This is a genomic window from Mesorhizobium liriopis, from assembly GCF_024053505.1.
GTDB lineage: Bacteria > Pseudomonadota > Alphaproteobacteria > Rhizobiales > Rhizobiaceae > Mesorhizobium_B > Mesorhizobium_B liriopis.
In genome coordinates this window covers 286,288-303,821 of the sequence record NZ_JAMXQS010000007.1, presented here as the reverse complement: position 1 = coordinate 303,821, position 17,534 = coordinate 286,288, and the positions used below count along the sequence as shown (strand labels likewise).

17 protein-coding genes are annotated in these 17,534 nt (G+C 63.9%); 6 read left to right on the top strand and 11 right to left on the bottom strand.

What is annotated here, in order from left to right; genetic code table 11:
* The first annotated feature begins 20 nt into the window (after positions 1 to 20).
* From NGM99_RS15775 to NGM99_RS15760, 4 genes are all read left to right on the top strand, one after another.
* The gene (locus tag NGM99_RS15775) at positions 21 to 1,298 is read left to right on the top strand and encodes a murein hydrolase activator EnvC family protein (protein ID WP_252820593.1); all 1,278 of its coding nucleotides are present in this window, start codon (positions 21 to 23) and stop codon (positions 1,296 to 1,298) included.
* Positions 1,288 to 2,610, top strand: coding sequence for a S41 family peptidase (locus tag NGM99_RS15770; RefSeq protein ID WP_252820591.1), 1,323 nt, complete (start codon positions 1,288 to 1,290; stop codon positions 2,608 to 2,610). The genes NGM99_RS15775 and NGM99_RS15770 overlap by 11 nt, the downstream gene beginning before the upstream one ends.
* Before the next feature lie 88 nt (positions 2,611 to 2,698).
* Positions 2,699 to 3,829, top strand: a complete 1,131-nt coding sequence (locus NGM99_RS15765; protein WP_252820589.1) for a divergent polysaccharide deacetylase family protein — start codon at positions 2,699 to 2,701, stop codon at positions 3,827 to 3,829.
* Between the two features lie 6 nt (positions 3,830 to 3,835).
* Positions 3,836 to 4,369 (top strand): RNA pyrophosphohydrolase, encoded by a 534-nt coding sequence (locus NGM99_RS15760; RefSeq protein WP_252820587.1) that lies wholly within the window; start codon positions 3,836 to 3,838, stop codon positions 4,367 to 4,369.
* A gap of 102 nt (positions 4,370 to 4,471) precedes the next feature.
* Here the strand turns inward: NGM99_RS15760 and NGM99_RS15755 are convergent, their stop codons facing one another.
* From NGM99_RS15755 to NGM99_RS15720, 8 genes are all read right to left on the bottom strand, one after another.
* The gene (locus NGM99_RS15755; RefSeq protein ID WP_252820585.1) at positions 4,472 to 4,702 is read right to left on the bottom strand and encodes a hypothetical protein; all 231 of its coding nucleotides are present in this window, start codon (positions 4,700 to 4,702) and stop codon (positions 4,472 to 4,474) included.
* A 37-nt stretch (positions 4,703 to 4,739) separates the two neighbouring features.
* Positions 4,740 to 5,144, bottom strand: a complete 405-nt coding sequence (locus tag NGM99_RS15750) for a F0F1 ATP synthase subunit epsilon (RefSeq protein WP_252820584.1) — start codon at positions 5,142 to 5,144, stop codon at positions 4,740 to 4,742.
* A gap of 230 nt (positions 5,145 to 5,374) precedes the next feature.
* Positions 5,375 to 6,811: a F0F1 ATP synthase subunit beta gene (gene atpD / locus NGM99_RS15745; protein WP_252820582.1), complete on the bottom strand. Its 1,437-nt coding sequence runs from the start codon at positions 6,809 to 6,811 to the stop codon at positions 5,375 to 5,377.
* Positions 6,812 to 6,873: 62 nt separating this feature from the next.
* Entirely contained in the window at positions 6,874 to 7,770 is an 897-nt protein-coding gene (locus NGM99_RS15740) for a F0F1 ATP synthase subunit gamma (protein ID WP_252820580.1), read from the bottom strand.
* A gap of 9 nt (positions 7,771 to 7,779) precedes the next feature.
* Positions 7,780 to 9,312: a F0F1 ATP synthase subunit alpha gene (atpA, locus tag NGM99_RS15735; RefSeq protein ID WP_252820578.1), complete on the bottom strand. Its 1,533-nt coding sequence runs from the start codon at positions 9,310 to 9,312 to the stop codon at positions 7,780 to 7,782.
* Entirely contained in the window at positions 9,312 to 9,872 is a 561-nt protein-coding gene (locus NGM99_RS15730; RefSeq protein ID WP_252820576.1) for a F0F1 ATP synthase subunit delta, read from the bottom strand. The genes atpA and NGM99_RS15730 overlap by 1 nt, the downstream gene beginning before the upstream one ends.
* Positions 9,873 to 10,175: 303 nt before the next feature.
* Entirely contained in the window at positions 10,176 to 10,568 is a 393-nt protein-coding gene (locus NGM99_RS15725) for an AGROH133_08824 family phage infection protein (protein WP_252820574.1), read from the bottom strand.
* A gap of 63 nt (positions 10,569 to 10,631) precedes the next feature.
* The gene (locus NGM99_RS15720) at positions 10,632 to 10,892 is read right to left on the bottom strand and encodes a BrnA antitoxin family protein (RefSeq protein ID WP_252820572.1); all 261 of its coding nucleotides are present in this window, start codon (positions 10,890 to 10,892) and stop codon (positions 10,632 to 10,634) included.
* A 67-nt stretch (positions 10,893 to 10,959) separates the two neighbouring features.
* Between NGM99_RS15720 and NGM99_RS15715 the strand changes: the two genes are divergently transcribed.
* Positions 10,960 to 11,163: a hypothetical protein gene (locus NGM99_RS15715; protein ID WP_252820570.1), complete on the top strand. Its 204-nt coding sequence runs from the start codon at positions 10,960 to 10,962 to the stop codon at positions 11,161 to 11,163.
* 24 nt (positions 11,164 to 11,187) lie between these two features.
* On the opposite strand, the gene NGM99_RS15710 is transcribed toward NGM99_RS15715, so the two are convergent.
* Complete coding sequence (locus tag NGM99_RS15710; protein ID WP_252820568.1) at positions 11,188 to 13,380, bottom strand: primosomal protein N'; 2,193 nt, start codon at positions 13,378 to 13,380, stop codon at positions 11,188 to 11,190.
* A gap of 121 nt (positions 13,381 to 13,501) precedes the next feature.
* Here NGM99_RS15710 and fsa point away from each other — a divergent pair, with 121 nt between their 5' ends.
* A complete protein-coding gene (gene fsa / locus NGM99_RS15705; RefSeq protein ID WP_252820566.1) occupies positions 13,502 to 14,155 on the top strand; it encodes a fructose-6-phosphate aldolase in 654 nt (217 codons plus the stop codon).
* A 69-nt stretch (positions 14,156 to 14,224) separates the two neighbouring features.
* On the opposite strand, the gene NGM99_RS15700 is transcribed toward fsa, so the two are convergent.
* Positions 14,225 to 14,806 carry an LPS assembly lipoprotein LptE gene (locus NGM99_RS15700; RefSeq protein WP_252820564.1) on the bottom strand — a complete coding sequence of 194 codons (582 nt, stop codon included), beginning with the start codon at positions 14,804 to 14,806 and terminating at the stop codon, positions 14,225 to 14,227.
* Positions 14,793 to 17,393 (bottom strand): leucine--tRNA ligase, encoded by a 2,601-nt coding sequence (gene leuS, locus NGM99_RS15695; protein WP_252820563.1) that lies wholly within the window; start codon positions 17,391 to 17,393, stop codon positions 14,793 to 14,795. Before leuS ends, NGM99_RS15700 begins: the two co-directional genes overlap by 14 nt.
* Between the last annotated feature and the right edge of the window lie 141 nt (positions 17,394 to 17,534).

The window sequence follows — 17,534 nt, the reverse complement described above, 5'->3', positions numbered from 1 at the left end:
CGTTCGCACTGGAGGAATCCATGCGAAGGATCAGGCAGATCGGCGTGACGGTGCTGGCTCTTGCGAGCCTGGGTTTCGCTACGCACATCGCTCAGGCAGCCGATGCCCGTGCCATTGCGGTTCAGCAATCCGAATATGACCGCATCGCCAAGGAGATAGCGCTTTCCGACCAGCGCGCGGCAGGACTTGCCGCCGAGATCGCCACGGTTCGCAAGGATTCCGAATCGCTGACCGCAGCCCTCGTCCAGTCCGCCGCCCGCGAGCGCGAATATGGCACCGAGATCGAAACCATCGTCGCACGACTTGAGCCGCTGAAAGCACAGGAGGCGGGCATCAAGGCATCATTGATGGAACGCCGCGAGGTCCTGGCCGAAGTGCTGGGCGCGCTGCAGCGTATGGGCCTCAACCCACCGCCCGCCATCCTGGTCGAGCCCGAGGATGCGCTGGCCTCCGTTCGCTCGGCCATCCTGCTCGGCACGGTCGTGCCCGGCTTGAAGAAGGAAACCGACAAGCTCGTTTCCGATCTCGACGCGCTAAAGCTCGTGGCAGGTGCCATCGAGAACGAACGCAAGGCGCTCGGCGATAAGGTCGCGGCCCAACTCTCCGAAAAGCGCCGGCTGGAGCTTCTGATCGAGCAGAAGAAGCGCCTGTCGGAACAGAGCCAGGCTCAACTACAAACCGAACAGGCGCGCTCGGCCGAACTTGCCCAGAAGGCCGGAAGCCTCAAGGAACTCATCGCGGGCCTCGAAGCGCAGGCCGAGGCCGAACGCATGGCGGCGGAAGCGCGCAAAGAGCGCGAAGCCAAGCTTGCCTCACTGCCCGTTCCGGAAGCCCACCGGCTGGCTCCCGCAAGCCCCTTCGCTCGCTTGCGCAAACAGGTCGTCCTGCCCGTTGCGGGCCATGTAGCGCGCCGGTTTGGGGCCGATGACGGTAACGGCGGAGTGATGCTCGGAGACATGGTTGCGACACAATCTGGCTCGATCGTCACGGCGCCTGCAGACGCGACCGTTCTTTATGCGGGGCCGTTCCGTTCCTTCGGGCAACTCTTGATCCTTGACGCAGGCGATGGCTATCATCTGGTCCTGGCCGGGATGGATCGAATCAACGTCGTTCAAGGCCAGCCTGTCGTCGCGGGCGAGCCGGTCGGGGCGATGGGAGAGACAAGGGTCGCCAGCATCGCCTCCTTTGGGACGGCCGGCGGACCCGAGCTCTATGTGGAATTTCGCAAGGACGGCAAGCCCGTCGACCCCGCGCCTTGGTGGGCGCTCGGTTCTGGAAGGACTGGGAATGGTACGTAAGACGTCGCTTCTCTTTGCCGGTGCCTTGATGGGCGCCACCGCGATGGGCCTGTTCCAGAACGTTTCTGGCCAAGCCGTTGCCGCCGGCTCGGAGACCTACAAGCAGCTCGCCATCTTCGGCGACATCTTCGAGCGCGTGCGCGCGCAATATGTGACGCCGCCCGATGACAAATCGCTGGTCGAGAACGCCATCAACGGCATGCTGACCTCGCTCGACCCGCATTCTTCCTACATGAATGCTGAAGCCGCGGCCGACATGAAGGTGCAGACCAAGGGTGAGTTCGGTGGTCTCGGCATCGAAGTCACCATGGAAGACGAACTCGTCAAGGTGATCACCCCGATCGACGACACGCCCGCCGCCAAGGCCGGCGTGCTGGCGGGCGACTTCATCTCCAAGATCAACAACGACGAAGTGCGCGGGCTGACGCTCAACGACGCCGTCGAGAAGATGCGCGGGCCGGTCAATACCTCGATCAAGCTTACCATCATCCGCAAGGGCGCCGACAAGCCGATCGAGGTTTCGGTCAAGCGCGACATCATCAAGGTCAAGGCCGTCAAGTTCCGCGTCGAGAACGATGTCGGCTACATGAAGATCGCGTCCTTCACCGAAAAGACGCAGGACGACCTCGACACCGCGATCCGCGAGATCAAGAAGCAGGTGCCGGCCGACAAGCTCAAGGGCTATGTGCTCGACCTGCGCCTCAACCCGGGCGGCCTGCTCGACCAGGCTGTGAGCGTGTCCGACACCTTCCTCGACCGTGGCGAGATCGTCTCGACGCGCGGCCGCGACCCGAAGGACGTGACCCGCTTCGACGCCCGCCAAGGCGATGAGATCGACGGCAAGCCGGTGATCGTGCTGGTCAATGGCGGTTCGGCCTCGGCTTCCGAAATCGTGGCCGGTGCGCTACAGGATCACCGCCGCGCCACCGTCGTGGGCTCGCAGAGCTTTGGCAAGGGCTCGGTGCAGACCATCATTCCGCTACCCGAAAACGGCGCGCTGCGTCTGACGACGGCGCTTTATTACACGCCGTCCGGCAAATCGATCCAGGGTCGTGGCATCTCGCCCGACATCAAAGTCGATCAGCCGCTGCCCGATGAACTGAAGGGCCGCGATGTGACGCGTGGCGAATCCGACCTCAAGGGCCACATCAAGGGCGTGGAAGAGAACGACGAGGGCTCGGGCTCCTCGGCCTATGTGCCGCCGGAAGCCAAGGACGACATCCAGCTCAACTACGCGCTGGATCTGCTGCGCGGCGTGAAGACCGATCCGGCATTCCCGCCGAACCCGCAAAAAGCGGTGATGAACCAGTAAAAAGCTTCGGGCGGCTCACGGGCCGCCCGTTTCATATGGGCCTGGGCGCTGGGGGCGCCGGGCCCTTCTCGCCGTAAGGGGCCGGCGCGTGGTGCTGAACAAGGAATTCGACAAACCGCTGGGTCTCGGTCCCGCCAAGCGTGGCCGGTTCACGCGCTCCGATGCGGCGGCGGCAGTGGTCGGCGTCGCTGTTATTGGACTGTCGGCGTGGGTCGCGACAGCGCCGCGTCCGTGGCGCGTGGCAACGCCACCGCAAGCTCCAGTTGAAGCCGCACAGCCTGCCGTTCCTTCTTCGCAGCCCGCCGCGCCTCCTCAAGCAAAGCAGCAGCAGGCGGGCGGACCGCAGATCATTCATGTCGATCCGGGCACGCGCGGCTCGGCGACCCTGACTGACCCCGCCAGTTTCTCGAAAAGCACGGTCGCGCCCTACCTGCCCGACCCGGCACTGATCGAGCGCACGCCTGAGGGCCAGCTGCCGGTTCGCGCGGCCGACGGGCGACGGCCCTTCGACGTCTACAAGCGGCCACTCTCTTCCAGCCGCGGCGCGCGGGTTGCCATCGTCATCGGCGGCTTGGGGCTTTCGCAAACAGGCACGCAGGCCGCCATCCAGAAGCTGCCCCCCGACGTGACGCTGGCCTTCGCCACCAGCGGCAACAGCCTGAACCGCTGGATGCAGGAGGCACGGCGCGACAATCGTGAAATCCTGCTGCAACTGCCGCTCGAGCCTTTCGACTATCCGCAGGTCGATCCCGGCCGCAACACGCTGACTGTCGATGCCGGCGCGGATGAGAATGCGAAGCGCCTGCACTGGTCGCTCGGGCGGACCACCAACTATGCCGGTGTGATGAACTATATGGGCGCCCGGTTTTCAGCGGATGGAAATGCGCTCAAGCCCGTCATGGACGAGATCGGCCAGCGTGGCCTGATGTATTTCGACGACGGCTCCACGCCGCGTAGCCTGGCAGCTGATCTCGCGCCTGCCGCCCGCGCGCCGTTTGCGCGTGCCGATCTCGTCATCGACGGATCGCGTGATCGCACTGCTATCTTCGCCCAGCTGGATGCCCTGGAGAAGACCGCGCACTCGCGCGGCGCCGCCATCGGCATGGGCTACGCGTTCGAAGCGACAGTCGATGCCGTGCGCGAGTGGTCGGCGCAGGCGGCCAAGCGCGGCGTGGAGATCGTTCCCCTTTCCGCACTCGCCGCCGATCCTGAACGATGAAGTAGCATGAACAAGCAAAAGCGCCCCATCGATCCCGAAACCCTGCCCTACCGCCCTTGCGTCGGCATCATGGTGCTGAACCGGGATGGCCTCGTCTGGGTGGGCCGCCGCATCGCCGAACCTGATGGGGAAATGGCAGGCGCCGCCCAGCTCTGGCAGATGCCGCAGGGCGGCGTGGATGAAGGCGAAGACCATCTCGAAGCCGCCAAACGTGAGCTTTGGGAAGAAACCGGTATGACAACCGTCTCTCTCCTCGCCCGCGCCCCGAAGCCCGTCTTCTATGATCTTCCGCCTCACTTGGTCGGCCTGGCCTTCAAGGGCCGCTATCGCGGGCAGGTCCAAAGCTGGTTCGCCTTCCGCTTCGAAGGCAGCGAGAGCGAGATCGCCATCAACCCGCCGCCGGGAGGGCATGAGGCAGAATTCGACGAATGGGCCTGGAAGCCGATGGAGGAACTGCCCGGTTTGATCGTACCATTCAAACGGGCAGTTTATGATGAAGTGGTGAGTGTGTTTGCGCCGCTGGCAGCGACACGAGGCTAACTGGAGCACCTCATGCGTCATAGCCCAGGTCCTAAGAGGCTGGCGTTTGCCGGGAACCTGCCAAGCGACCCGTCGCGCCAGTCAACGACTGAGAGCGGTCTCTTAGCCTTTCCTCTCGCCTTGTTCCTCGCCTCCCTTCACAGGCGGCTTCTCGCCACCCTTTCGGTCGAGCTCATGATCCACGATCTCGCGTGAACCTTCCGCGGGGTCTTGCTCGGGATGATCTTCAAGTTTCTTGTCGTGCGCCATCTCAACCTCCATGAACCGCCGCCAAAAACAGGCACCGGCTTGCTGTGACATCCCAAAACCGAAGCGGCCCGCGTTCTGTTCCACCAGAACGCGGGCCGCTTGGACTTGAATGCCGTGAGGCTCAGCTGTTGATGTGCGACTCGATATGCGAAAGGTTCGAGAGGAACTCTTCCAGCTTCGTGCGGTGATGGTCGTCTTCAGCCGCATCGAGCTCAGCCTGGACCGCCGCGATGCGTGCATCGAGATCGGCGCGGCTGAACTGTTCGGCGGGAATGGCGGCTTCCGCCAGAACCGTGCAGCCTTCCGGCGTGATGTCGGCAAAGCCGCCGAAAGCGAGGTAGCGCGTCTCGGCACCTGCACCGCCGCGCACGCGGATCACGCCCGGCTTGAGCGTGGTCATCAGCGGCGCATGGTGCGCCATAATGGTCATCTCGCCCTCCGAGCCGGGCAGCACGACCGCCTCGACCTGCTCTGAAACAAGCAGGCGCTCGGGCGAAACCAGTTCGAAGGGAAAGCTGTCAGCCATCAGTGCTGGACCCCTGCCGCTAAACCGCCGTCCGACTGCGGCTGTACTCCGCAGAAGGGGCAGTGCATCACAACGCGCTCGTCATACGCCGTGCTGTCCCGAGGTGGGATACGGCGCAGGACGGTGCGCAAGATATCGTCCTCCTCGATGAAAAATGCCTCATCCGTGGAGTCCGGGTCATCTGCTGTAAGCAACCTTGGGTTCCTTGCAACAGACCGTCATGTTTCAGCTCAGGCTGCTTCCGCTGCCAGACGCTGCGCCTTCTCGACCGCTTCCTCGATGCCGCCCACCATGTAGAAGGCAGCCTCAGGCAGGTGATCGTACTTGCCCGCCGCAACATCGCGGAAGCCCGCGATCGTGTCGGCGAGATCGACGAGCTTGCCCGGCGAGCCGGTGAACACTTCGGCCACGAAGAAGGGCTGGGAAAGGAAGCGCTCGATCTTGCGAGCGCGGGCCACCGTCAGCTTGTCCTCTTCGGAAAGCTCGTCCATGCCCAGGATCGCGATGATGTCCTGAAGCGCCTTGTAGCGCTGGAGGATCGACTGCACCTGACGAGCCACCTGATAGTGCTCGTCGCCGACGATCAGCGGATCGAGCATGCGCGAGGTGGAGTCGAGCGGATCGACAGCCGGATAGATACCCTTTTCGGCGATCGAGCGGTTCAGCGTGGTCGTCGCGTCAAGGTGCGCGAACGACGTCGCCGGTGCCGGATCGGTCAAATCGTCGGCCGGCACGTAGATGGCCTGCACGGACGTGATCGAACCCTTGGTCGTGGTCGTGATGCGCTCCTGCAGAGCGCCCATGTCGGTTGCGAGCGTCGGCTGATAGCCCACGGCCGAAGGAATACGGCCGAGAAGAGCCGACACTTCCGAGCCAGCCTGCGTGAAGCGGAAGATGTTGTCCACGAAGAACAGCACGTCCTGGCCCTGATCGCGGAAATATTCGGCGACGGTCAGGCCGGTGAGGCCGACACGCGCACGCGCACCGGGCGGCTCGTTCATCTGGCCGTAAACGAGTGCAGCCTTGGAACCCTCGCCACCGCCGGCCTTGTTCACGCCGGACTCGATGAACTCGTGGTAGAGATCGTTGCCCTCGCGGGTACGCTCGCCGACACCGGCGAACACGGAATAGCCGCCATGCGCCTTCGCGACGTTGTTGATCAGTTCCTGGATCAGCACGGTCTTGCCGACGCCCGCGCCGCCGAACAGGCCGATCTTGCCGCCCTTGGCGTAAGGGGCGAGCAGGTCGATGACCTTGATGCCCGTCACGAGGATCTCGGCTTCCGTGGACTGCTCCACATATTCCGGGGCCGGCTGGTGGATAGCGCGGCTCTGGGTCGCCGGGATCGGGCCGGCTTCGTCGACCGGCTCGCCGATGACGTTGATGATGCGTCCGAGCATTTCGGGGCCGACGGGCACCGTGATTGGCGCGCCGGTGTCGCGCACGCTCTGGCCGCGAACCAGACCTTCGGTCGAGTCCATGGCGATGCAGCGCACGGTGTTCTCGCCCAGATGTTGCGCGACTTCGAGAACGAGGCGGTTGCCCACATTCTCGGTCTCGAGGGCGTTCAGGATCGCGGGCAGCTGCCCTTCGAAGGCAACGTCCACCACGGCGCCGATCACCTGGCGGACCTTGCCGGTCCCGCCGTTTCCGTTCTCGATGGCCATCCTCTTTTCCTTCTCCTTAGCCGGTTCGGGTGACACGCACACGCCGGACCAACTGGTGTAGCTTAGAGCGCTTCCGCGCCCGAAATGATCTCGATCAGTTCCTTGGTGATCTGCGCCTGACGCTGGCGGTTGTAGCTCAGCGTCAAACGGTTGATCATGTCGCCCGCATTGCGGGTCGCATTGTCCATCGCCGACATGCGCGCACCCTGCTCGGAAGCCGCGTTCTCGAGCAGCGCCCGGAAAATCTGCACCGCGATGTTGCGCGGGATCAGGTCTTCGAGGATCGCATTGGCATCCGGCTCATACTCGTAGACGGCGGCAGCAGTGCCAGCCGGCGTCGCAGAAACCTCCGCTGCGGCAGCAGGAGCCGCCGCCGGGATGATGCGCTGGGCGGTCGGAATCTGTGCGATCACCGACTTGAACTCGGAATAGAACAGGGTCGCGACGTCGAATTGCCCCTCATTGAAGAGGCCGATCACGCGCTTGGCGATCCTGTCGGCATCCACGAAGCCCAGCGTCTTCACTTCGCGCAGATCGATGCGGTCGATGATGAGGTTGACATAGTCACGGCGCAGCATGTCCACGCCCTTCTTGCCGACCGCGAGGATCTTCACCGTCTTGCCTTCGGCGAGAAGGCGACGAATGTGCTCGCGCGCCAGACGCACGATCTGGGCGTTGAAGCCGCCGGCCAGACCGCGTTCGGCAGTGCAGACGATCAGAAGATGCGTCTGCTCCTGGCCCGTGCCGGTCATCAGGGTCGGCGCATCGCCCTCGCCCGCGGCGGCCTGCGCGATGTTGGCCAGAACCGAAGCCATGCGCGCCGAATAAGGGCGCGCGGCCTCGGCCGCTTCCTGGGCGCGACGCAGCTTGGCGGCCGCGACCATCTGCATGGCCTTGGTGATCTTCTGGGTCGCCTTGACCGAGGAGATGCGGTTGCGGAGGTCCTTCAGCGAGGGCATCGTCGAGCCTTATGCCGCGAAGTTCTTGGCGTAAGCGTCGATCGACGACTTGAGCTTGCCGCGGATGTCGTCGGTCAGCTGCTTCTCGGCGCGGATCTGGTCGAGCAGGCCAGCTCCTTCCGAACGCAGATAGGACAACAGGCCCTGCTCGAACTTGCCGACCTGGTTGACCGGCAGCTTGTCGAGATAGCCGTTCACGCCGGCGAAGATCACCGCGACCTGCTCTTCCGTCTTGAGCGGCGAGAACTGCGGCTGCTTCAGAAGCTCCGTCAGGCGCGCGCCACGGTTGAGCAGGCGCTGGGTCGAGGCGTCGAGATCCGAGCCGAACTGCGCGAAGGCCGCCATCTCGCGATACTGCGCGAGCTCGCCCTTGATCGAGCCTGCCACCTGCTTCATCGCCTTGACCTGCGCGGCCGAGCCGACACGCGACACCGAGAGGCCGACGTTCACGGCCGGACGGATGCCCTGGAAGAATAGGTTGGTCTCGAGGAAGATCTGCCCATCGGTGATCGAGATCACGTTGGTCGGGATATAGGCCGACACGTCGTTGGCCTGCGTCTCGATAACGGGAAGCGCGGTGAGCGAACCCGCACCCTGCTCGTCGTTCATCTTCGCCGCGCGCTCGAGCAGGCGGGAATGCAGGTAGAACACGTCGCCGGGGTAAGCTTCACGGCCCGGCGGGCGGCGCAGCAACAGCGACATCTGGCGGTAGGCCACGGCCTGCTTGGACAGATCGTCATAGGCGATCAGCGCATGCTGGCCATTGTCGCGGAAATACTCGCCCATGGTGCAGCCCGCGAACGGTGCAAGGAACTGCATGGGCGCGGGATCCGAAGCGGTGGCCGCGATGATGATCGAATATTCGAGCGCGCCGCGCTCTTCGAGGACCTTCACGAACTGGGCGACGGTGGAACGCTTCTGGCCCACGGCGACATAGACGCAGTAGAGCTTTTCCTTGTCGGGACCCGAAACGTGGATCGCCTTCTGGTTCAGAATCGTGTCGAGGATGATCGCGGTCTTGCCGGTCTGGCGATCGCCGATGACCAGCTCGCGCTGGCCGCGGCCGACGGGGATCAGCGCGTCGATGGCCTTGAGGCCGGTCGACATCGGCTCATGCACCGACTTGCGGGGAATGATACCGGGCGCCTTGACGTCCACGCGGCGGCGTTCGGTCGCCTCGATCGGCCCCTTGCCGTCGATCGGGTTGCCGAGGGCGTCGACCACGCGGCCGAGAAGAGCCGGGCCGACCGGCACGTCCACGATGGCGCCCGTGCGCTTGACGGTGTCGCCTTCCTTGATGTCGCGGTCGGCACCGAAGATCACGACGCCGACATTGTCGGCCTCGAGGTTGAGCGCCATGCCGCGGATGCCACCGGGAAATTCCACCATCTCGCCGGCCTGAACATTGTCGAGACCGTAGACGCGCGCGATGCCGTCACCGACTGAGAGAACCTGACCGACTTCCGAAACCTCGGCTTCCTGGCCGAAGTTCTTGATCTGATCCTTGAGAATTGCGGAAATTTCCGCAGCGCGGATATCCATCAGCCGACCTCTTTCAGTGCGAGCTTGAGCCCGTTGAGCTTTGTTTTCAGCGAAGTGTCGATCTGCCGCGAGCCCATCTTGACGACGAGGCCGCCAAGCAGGCTTGGATCGACGGAAACATTGATGGTGACGTCACGCCCGGCAACCTGGCGCAGGGCAGCGCGAAGCTCGTCCTCCTGCGAGGCCGAAAGCGCGTGCGCACTCGTCACCTCGGCTGACGTCTCACCGCGCGCTTCGGCTGCGATGCGGCGATAAGCGCGGATCATGTCCGGCACAGCGAAAAGACGACGATTCTTGGCGACCACGCGGATGAAGTTGGCGGCAAGACCGGAAATACCCGCGCTCGACAGAACGGCAGCGACGGCGCGCTCTTGATCTTCCGCAGAGAAAACCGGGCTTTTCACCAGACGCTGCAGGTCGGCGCTCTCGTTCAGAAGGGCCTCGAATCGGGCGAGATCCTGTTCGACATTGTCCAGAGCATTGCCTTCGCGGGCGAGATCGAAGAGCGACCGCGCATAGCGGTCAGCGACACCGGATATTGGCGAATTGTTTGCTGCCACGCGCTTTCTCTTGTTCCCTTGCCTGCCGCACGCCCGAAGGATGCGGCCTGCAACCCTGCTTCATGTCCGTAAAGCGCGGCTCGCGAATGGCAAGTTCAAACTTACCGAAGCCTGCGCTTCGAGGAACTTGGGTCACGTCGCGATTTGGCCGCCCGCTCCCTGGCTCCTCAAGCCGATCCAGCTGCATCCGGGCTCAAGTGAGGCCTCGCGCGTGGATCAATCGAGGGCCGTCTAGCATAGGCTTTCCAGCCCCGCAACACGCGCAAGGCGGCTTGAGTAGCATCTTCCTCATATGTGGAAAATTCAGGGCACGATGCCCGTAGCAAACAGCAAAGCCAGCACGGCCAAGCCAGTTTCCGCGATCAGATGGAGGAAATTGCGCAGGCCCGCGCCGTCGGAAAGCATCCCGATCACCCGACCGAATGCGGTGAAACCCCACGCAAAACCCAGCACAAGGTAAACGAGCGGCTGACCGAGCAGAATCGCGCCCAAGCCGACACCCAAAAGGAAGCCGGCAATTGGTCCACGCAAATGCGCCAAGGCCTGTTGCCGCTCCAACGGCACGGCGAGCCCCGAGAGCCGCAGCATCAGGCGGGGAGCGAAAAGATAAAGCAGCCCGATCATCGCGGTTGCCGCCGCACTCGTCCATGCGAGCCACTCGCCGGTCGTGATCGGCCAAGGAAAGTCGAGCCCCATAAGCCCCTCTCGAAGATTGTGATGGGAGGGCTATAGGCCGGAGGGGCGGGCGCAAACAACCATCTAGCGGCGATGCGCATCCACATAGGCACGAAGCACGGCATTCATCCGGCTTTGATAGCCTTTGCCCTGCGCCTTGAACCACTGAACGATGTCCGGATCGAAGCGGATGGTGAGTTGTTGCTTTCTTTCATTTGGCGCGATCAAACGCGCCTTCTCGAAGAAGGTGCCATCAAGTTCAGGGATATCGCTGAAATCGATATCTTCATCCTCCACTTGCACAAGCGCCTCAACCTTAAGAGCCTGTTCGTAGCGCTTCTTCATAAAGTGCTCGCTCCTTTCGACTGGCGGGCCGGGCAGAGATGATACTGCTTCGTCCACGGCGATCCTTATGCGCCACGCTCAGGATCACCACATCATCGACCATGCCGAGACCGATCTCGCGGATTTCGCCGTAGTCCGTTCGCGCATCGACAGCAGTCAGCGTAAAACCTTAAAAAATGCGGCTCGCCATCGCAAAGCTGACACCATGCTTTTCGATGTTCGATTGGTTCTTAGCCTCATCCCACTCGAACATCCCGTCCTCGCAATGTAACTACAGATGTAGCTACAAACAACCTCAAAGAAAGCTTTGCGGATCGACGTCCACTTGCACCCGCACGCTGCCGCGCGGCCTTGGTGCCTGGCCGATCATGGTGCGCAGGAAGCCTTGCATGTCGGCGGAGCGCTTGCCCTGGACGAGGAGACGGAAGCGGTGGCGACCGGCGACCACGGCAAGCGGCGCTTCGGCGGGGCCGAGAACGCGGATTTCTTCCGAGTCGGGTGCAGCACGGCGCAGAGCGCGACCATGCTCCTCAGCCTCCCCGCGCGTACCGGCGCTGACGACCAGTGCGGCGAGACGACCGAAGGGCGGCATCGCGCTCTGCTCGCGCTCGTTGATCTCACGCGCGTAAAAGCTCTCGGCATTGCCTGAAACGATCGCACGCATCACCGGATGGTCGGGCTGGTAGGTCTGGATCAGGCCGCGGCTCGCTTTGCCGGTACGGCCCGCGCGGCCCGTGACCTGGGCGAGCAGCTGGAACGTGCGCTCGGATGCACGCGGGTCGCCGTTCGCAAGACCGAGATCGGCATCGACGATGCCGACCAAGGTCATGTTCGGAAAGTTGTGGCCCTTGGCAACGAGCTGGGTGCCGATGACGATATCGACCTCGCCATCGGCGATGGCCTGAAGCTCGAGCCGCAATCGCCGCACACCGCCCAGCATGTCGGAGGACAGCACGATCACGCGTGCATCGGGGAAGGTCTCGACCACTTCTTCGGCCACGCGCTCGACGCCTGGCCCGCAGGCCACGAGATGATCGAGGGTGCCGCATTCGGGGCAGGCATCCGCCTTCTTTTCGGAATGCCCACAATGGTGACAGACCAGTGCACCGCGAAAGCGGTGCTCGACCAGCCATGCCGAGCAGGATGGACAGCCGAAGCGATGCCCGCATGAGCGGCAGAGCGTCAACGGTGCATAGCCGCGCCGGTTGAGGAAGACGAGTGACTGCTCGCCCTTGGCCAGCGTATCGCGCATCGCCGAGACCATCAGCGGCGACAGGAACTTGCCACGCGGCGGCGGCGCACGGCGCAGGTCCACGGCTTCGAGACGCGGCAGAGCCGCTTCGTTGAAGCGGCCGGGCAGGATCAGCCGTGAATAGCGCCCCTGCGCCGCATTCACGCGGCTTTCCACCGATGGCGTGGCGGAGGCGAGCACCACCGGAAAATCCCCCAGCCGTCCGCGAAGGACCGCCATGTCGCGGGCGTTGTAGAAGACGCGGTCTTCCTGCTTGAAGGCCGGATCGTGCTCCTCGTCCACGACGATCAGCCCGAGCTCCTTGAAGGGAAGAAAGAGTGCCGAGCGTGCGCCGGCCACGACTCGCACCGAGCCTTCCACCACCTGGCGCCAGACCCGCTCGCGCGAACGCGGGGCGACATCCGAGTGCCACTGCGCGGGTGGCGCACCGAATCGCGCCTCGAAGCGCTGGAGAAAGGCTTGGGTCAGCGCGATCTCGGGCAACAGGATCAGCGCCTGCTTGCCGGCATCGAGGGCAGCGGCAATCGCCTCGAAATAGGTCTCGGTCTTGCCCGAACCCGTCACGCCATCGACGAGGCTGACGGAAAAGCGGTTCTCGGCGATGCTTTCACGGAGCGCCTCCGCAACGGCTCCCTGATCCTCGCTCAGTTGCGGTCGCGCGAAAGCCGGATCGGGCGCGGCCACGATGGGGGGCGGCGGAAGTCGTATGGCGGCGAGAACGCCGGCGGCCGCCAGACCATCCACCACGGTCGAGGAGACGCCCGCCGCCTGCGCCAGGCCCGAGCGCGTCCATGCAGCACCCGGTTCGGCCAACTCCAGGACCCGCGCGCGGGCCGGCGTCATGCGCTGCGGCACGGCGCCCTCGATGCGCTCCAGCCCCTCCGCCCAAGGCTCGGGATCAAACGCTTCCGGCGCGCGCAAGAGCATACGTGCAACCATGCCAGGCGCGGACAGCGTGTAGGTCGCAATCCAGTCCACGAAGCGGCGCATGGCTTCGGGGATCGGCGGGCAGTCGAAAACATGGGTGATCGGACGCAGCTTGCGCGGATCGACATCGCCACCGTCGCCATCCCATACGACGCCCGCCACTTGTCGCGGTCCAAGCGGCACCTGCACGATCGAGCCGGGCTCCACCACCATGCCTTGCGGCACGGCATAGGAATAGGGCCGCTCGGCCGGCATTGGCACCAGCACGGGAACGACTGCGAGAGAGGGGGCGAAAAGGTCGGGGGTCATGGAACTGCGTTCCCCTTTTATTCCGTCTTTCACGCGACGCAAAGCTGCTTTATGGGAGCGACAGAGCGTCCCAGGCGCCCTATCTGATGGCGCAAAGCCAAGGTTGAAAGGACCCACTCCCATGAAATTCTTCGTCGATACGGCGGATGTGAACGAGATCCAGGAACTTCAGGATGCGGGCCTGATCGATGGCGTGACCACCAATCCGTCGCTGATCATGAAGGCCAACCGTCCGATGGCCGAGATCATCAAGGAAATCTGCGCCATCACCGAGGGCCCGGTTTCGGCCGAGGTCGCAGCCGTGGAATACAAGGAAATGATGCGTGAAGCCGATTTCCTGTCCAAGATCGCCGACAATGTCTGCATCAAGGTGCCGCTGACGCTCGACGGCCTCAAGGCCTGCAAGGCGATCACCGATGACGGTCGCTGGGTGAACGTCACGCTCTGCTTCTCCGCCAATCAGGCGCTTCTCGCCGCCAAGGCCGGCGCGACCTTCATCTCGCCCTTTATCGGCCGCATCGATGATATCGGCATCGACGGCATGGAGCTGATCGCCGAGATCCGCACCATCTACGACAATTACGACTTCGAAACCGAAATCCTCGCGGCCTCGATCCGCACCATCAACCACGTCAAGCAGGCCGCGATCATCGGCGCCGACGTGGCGACCATTCCGCCTGCAACGCTGAAGACCCTGGTCAAGCACCCGCTGACCGACAAGGGCATCGAGCAGTTCCTGTCGGACTGGAAGAAGACCGGCCAGAGCATCGGCTGATCCCTGCTGTGACCGAAAACAAAAAGGCGGGCCGCAAGCCCGCCTTTTTTGTTTCGATACAACGAAAACCTATTTGAGCGCCTTCGGCACGGACTGGATGTTGAGAATGTCCTGCGCGATCGCGAGCCGTAGAAGCTCCGCCAATTCACGCGCGGCGCGGTTCTCGGCATCGCGCTGGGCGCGCAAGACTGCAAATTCCTGACGTGGCACGTCATAGGATGATGACATCGAACGCTTGCCGTTCGCGACGACAGCACCCGTGGCGGCATCGGTGACCGAATAGGTCGCGTCCATCACGATGGCCGCCGCCGTCGGCTCCGTGTCGTCGGCCACCTGGATGTCGGCCGACGATTCGCTCGTCGTCAACACCGCGAGATTGACCGTATAGGCCGGCGTCGCCGCTTGTGCCTTGCCGCCATTGAACAGAAAGATCAGCTGGTTGCGCACTTCCTGCGCATCGCGGGTGCGAACCGGCGCCACCGCCACCGTGCGCAAGGCCGCCGCGACACCGTTTGGTGCCTCGCCGGGCGCCGTATGCGAAGTGGCATAAAGCGGACGCACGGTGCAGCCCGCGGTGACACCGAGCGCCACGCTTAGGCCAAGCGCGGCAAGCAGGCCGGAGGAACGCTTCACGGTCTTACGCAACAACATTCACGATCCTCTGCGGCACCACGATCACCTTGCGCGGCGCCTTGCCTTCCAGCGCGCGCTGCACGGCTTCCAGCGCGAGCGCGGCTGCCTCGACCGTAGCATTGTCCGCGTCACGCGCCACGGTCAAGTCGCCACGCTTCTTGCCGTTCACCTGAACAGGCAGCGTGATCTCGTCATCCACCGTCAGCGCAGGCTCGAAGACCGGCCAGGGCTTGGCCGCGACCAGCCCCTCTCCGCCGAGTGTTGCCCAGCATTCCTCTGCCAGATGCGGCGTCATCGGCGCCACCATCGAGAGAAGGAATTCGACCGCCTCACGCAGCGCGGGCAGATCCTTGCCATTGCCTGCGGCAGCGTCAGCGAGCGGTGCGGCCAGCGTGTTGACCAGTTCGTAGATGCGGGCGACCGCCTTGTTGAAGGCCAAGCGCTCGATATCCTCGCCCACCGCCTTCAGCGCCTTGTGCGCCGCGCGCGACACTGCACCGGTGCCAGCCCTGGGCTCGACGGCGGCAAGCGCCGGTGCGGCTTCCACCAAGAGCCGCCAAACGCGCTGCACGAAACGGTGCGCGCCTTCGACACCGGCCTCCGTCCAAAGCACGTCACGCTCGGGCGGCGAATCGGAAAGCATGAAAAAGCGGGCGGTGTCGGCGCCGTAGGAGCCGATGATATCGTCGGGATCGACCACGTTCTTCTTCGACTTCGACATCTTTTCGATGGAGCCGATCTCGACCGGTGTGCCGTCGCTCAAGAGCACCGCTGTGCGCTTGCCCTCGCGATCCTCGATGCGGATTTCGGCCGGCGTCACGAAGCCGTGGGGCCCGCGATAGGTCTCGTGCACCACCATGCCTTGGGTGAAGAGGCCTGCAAAAGGCTCACTCGTTTCCTTGAGATGCCCTGTCGCCGTCATCGCGCGAGAAAAGAAGCGCGAGTAGAGCAGGTGCAGGATCGCGTGCTCGATGCCGCCGATATACTGATCGACCGGCATCCAGCCTTTCGGGCCATCCGCCACGCCCGCCGTGGTCGGGCCCTCCGTGTTGAACGGGTCGGTAAAGCGCACGAAGTACCAGGACGAGTCCACGAAGGTGTCCATCGTGTCCGTGTCGCGGCGCGCAGCCCCCCCGCATTGCGGGCAGGAGACATGCTTCCATGTCGGATGGTGGTCGAGCGGATTGCCGGGCTTGTCGAAGGACACGTCGGAGGGCAGCTCCACCGGCAGATCCTTGGCCGGCACGGGCACGGTGCCGCAGACCTCACAATGGATCGCGGGGATCGGACAGCCCCAATAGCGCTGGCGCGAGATCAGCCAGTCGCGCAGGCGGAAATTGACCTTGCGCTCGCCGACCGACCGCGCTTCGAGGCGCTTCGCGACTTCCTCGAACGCCGCGTCGGTGTCGAGCCCATCCAGAAAGCGCGAGTTGATCATCACGCCGTCATCGGTGAAGGCTTCCGTGCCCACGGTGAAGCTCGCGGCATCACCATCCTTCGGCATCACGACCGGCACCACGGGCAGATCATATTTGCGCGCGAAGTCGAGGTCGCGCTGGTCGCCGGACGGGCAACCGAAGATCGCGCCCGTGCCGTAGTCCATCAGCACGAAATTCGCGACATAGACCGGCAGCGTCCAGCTCTCGTCGAACGGATGCACCACGCGGACGCCCGTGTCGAAACCGCGCTTCTCGGCCGTTTCCAGCTCCGCCGCCGAGGTGCCGGCATGGCGCAATTCGTCGATAAAGGCGGCAAGCTCTGGATTCTTCTCGGCCGCCTTCTTTGCCAGCGGGTGATCGGCGGCGATGGCCATGAAGGAGGCGCCGAAGAGCGTGTCGGGCCGCGTTGTGTAGATTTCGAGTTCGGTCTCGCCTTCGGGCGCAGTCGCCTCTTCCAGCGCCCAGCGGATCGTGAGACCTTCCGAGCGGCCGATCCAGTTGCGCTGCATGACCTTGACCTTCTCGGGCCAACGGTCGAGCGTATCGAGCCCGTCCAGCAATTCCTGCGCCATGGCGGTGATCTTCAGGAACCACTGCGTCAGGTCGCGCTGCTCGACCACCGCACCCGAGCGCCAGCCGCGTCCGTCGATCACCTGCTCGTTGGCGAGCACGGTGTGGTCCACCGGGTCCCAGTTGACCTTGGCCGAACGGCGCTCGGCGAGGCCCGCCTGCCAGAAGTCGAGAAACATCTTCTGCTGGTGCTTGTAATAGGACGGATCGCAGGTCGCGATCTCGCGGCTCCAGTCCAGCGACAGGCCCATGGTCTTGAGCTGCGCCTTCATGGTCTCGATATTCTTGTAGGTCCAATCGCGCGGGTTGACCTTGTTGTCGCGCGCGGCGTTCTCGGCGGGCAGGCCGAAGGCATCCCAGCCCATCGGGTGCAAGACGTTGAAACCCTTAGCGCGCTTGTAGCGCGCCACCACGTCGCCCATCGCGTAATTGCGCACATGGCCCATATGGATGCGCCCCGACGGATAAGGGAACATCTCCAGCACATAATGCTTGGGCGCCTCGCTCTCGTTGGAAGTCGTGAAGAGCCCCGCCCCGTCCCAGGCCTTCTGCCAACGGGGTTCGGCTGCGCGCGGATTGTAGCGTTCGGTTGCCATCACGAATTCCGGGTGGGCACTGAGAAACACGGCGCGGCTTGCCAGAGGAGGCAAAGCGCTCCACAAGCCACGGCGACAAAAGCGGGCGGACCTTCACCATGCTTTTGCCCGACCGTCAACGGAAAGCAGGATACGGAAAGG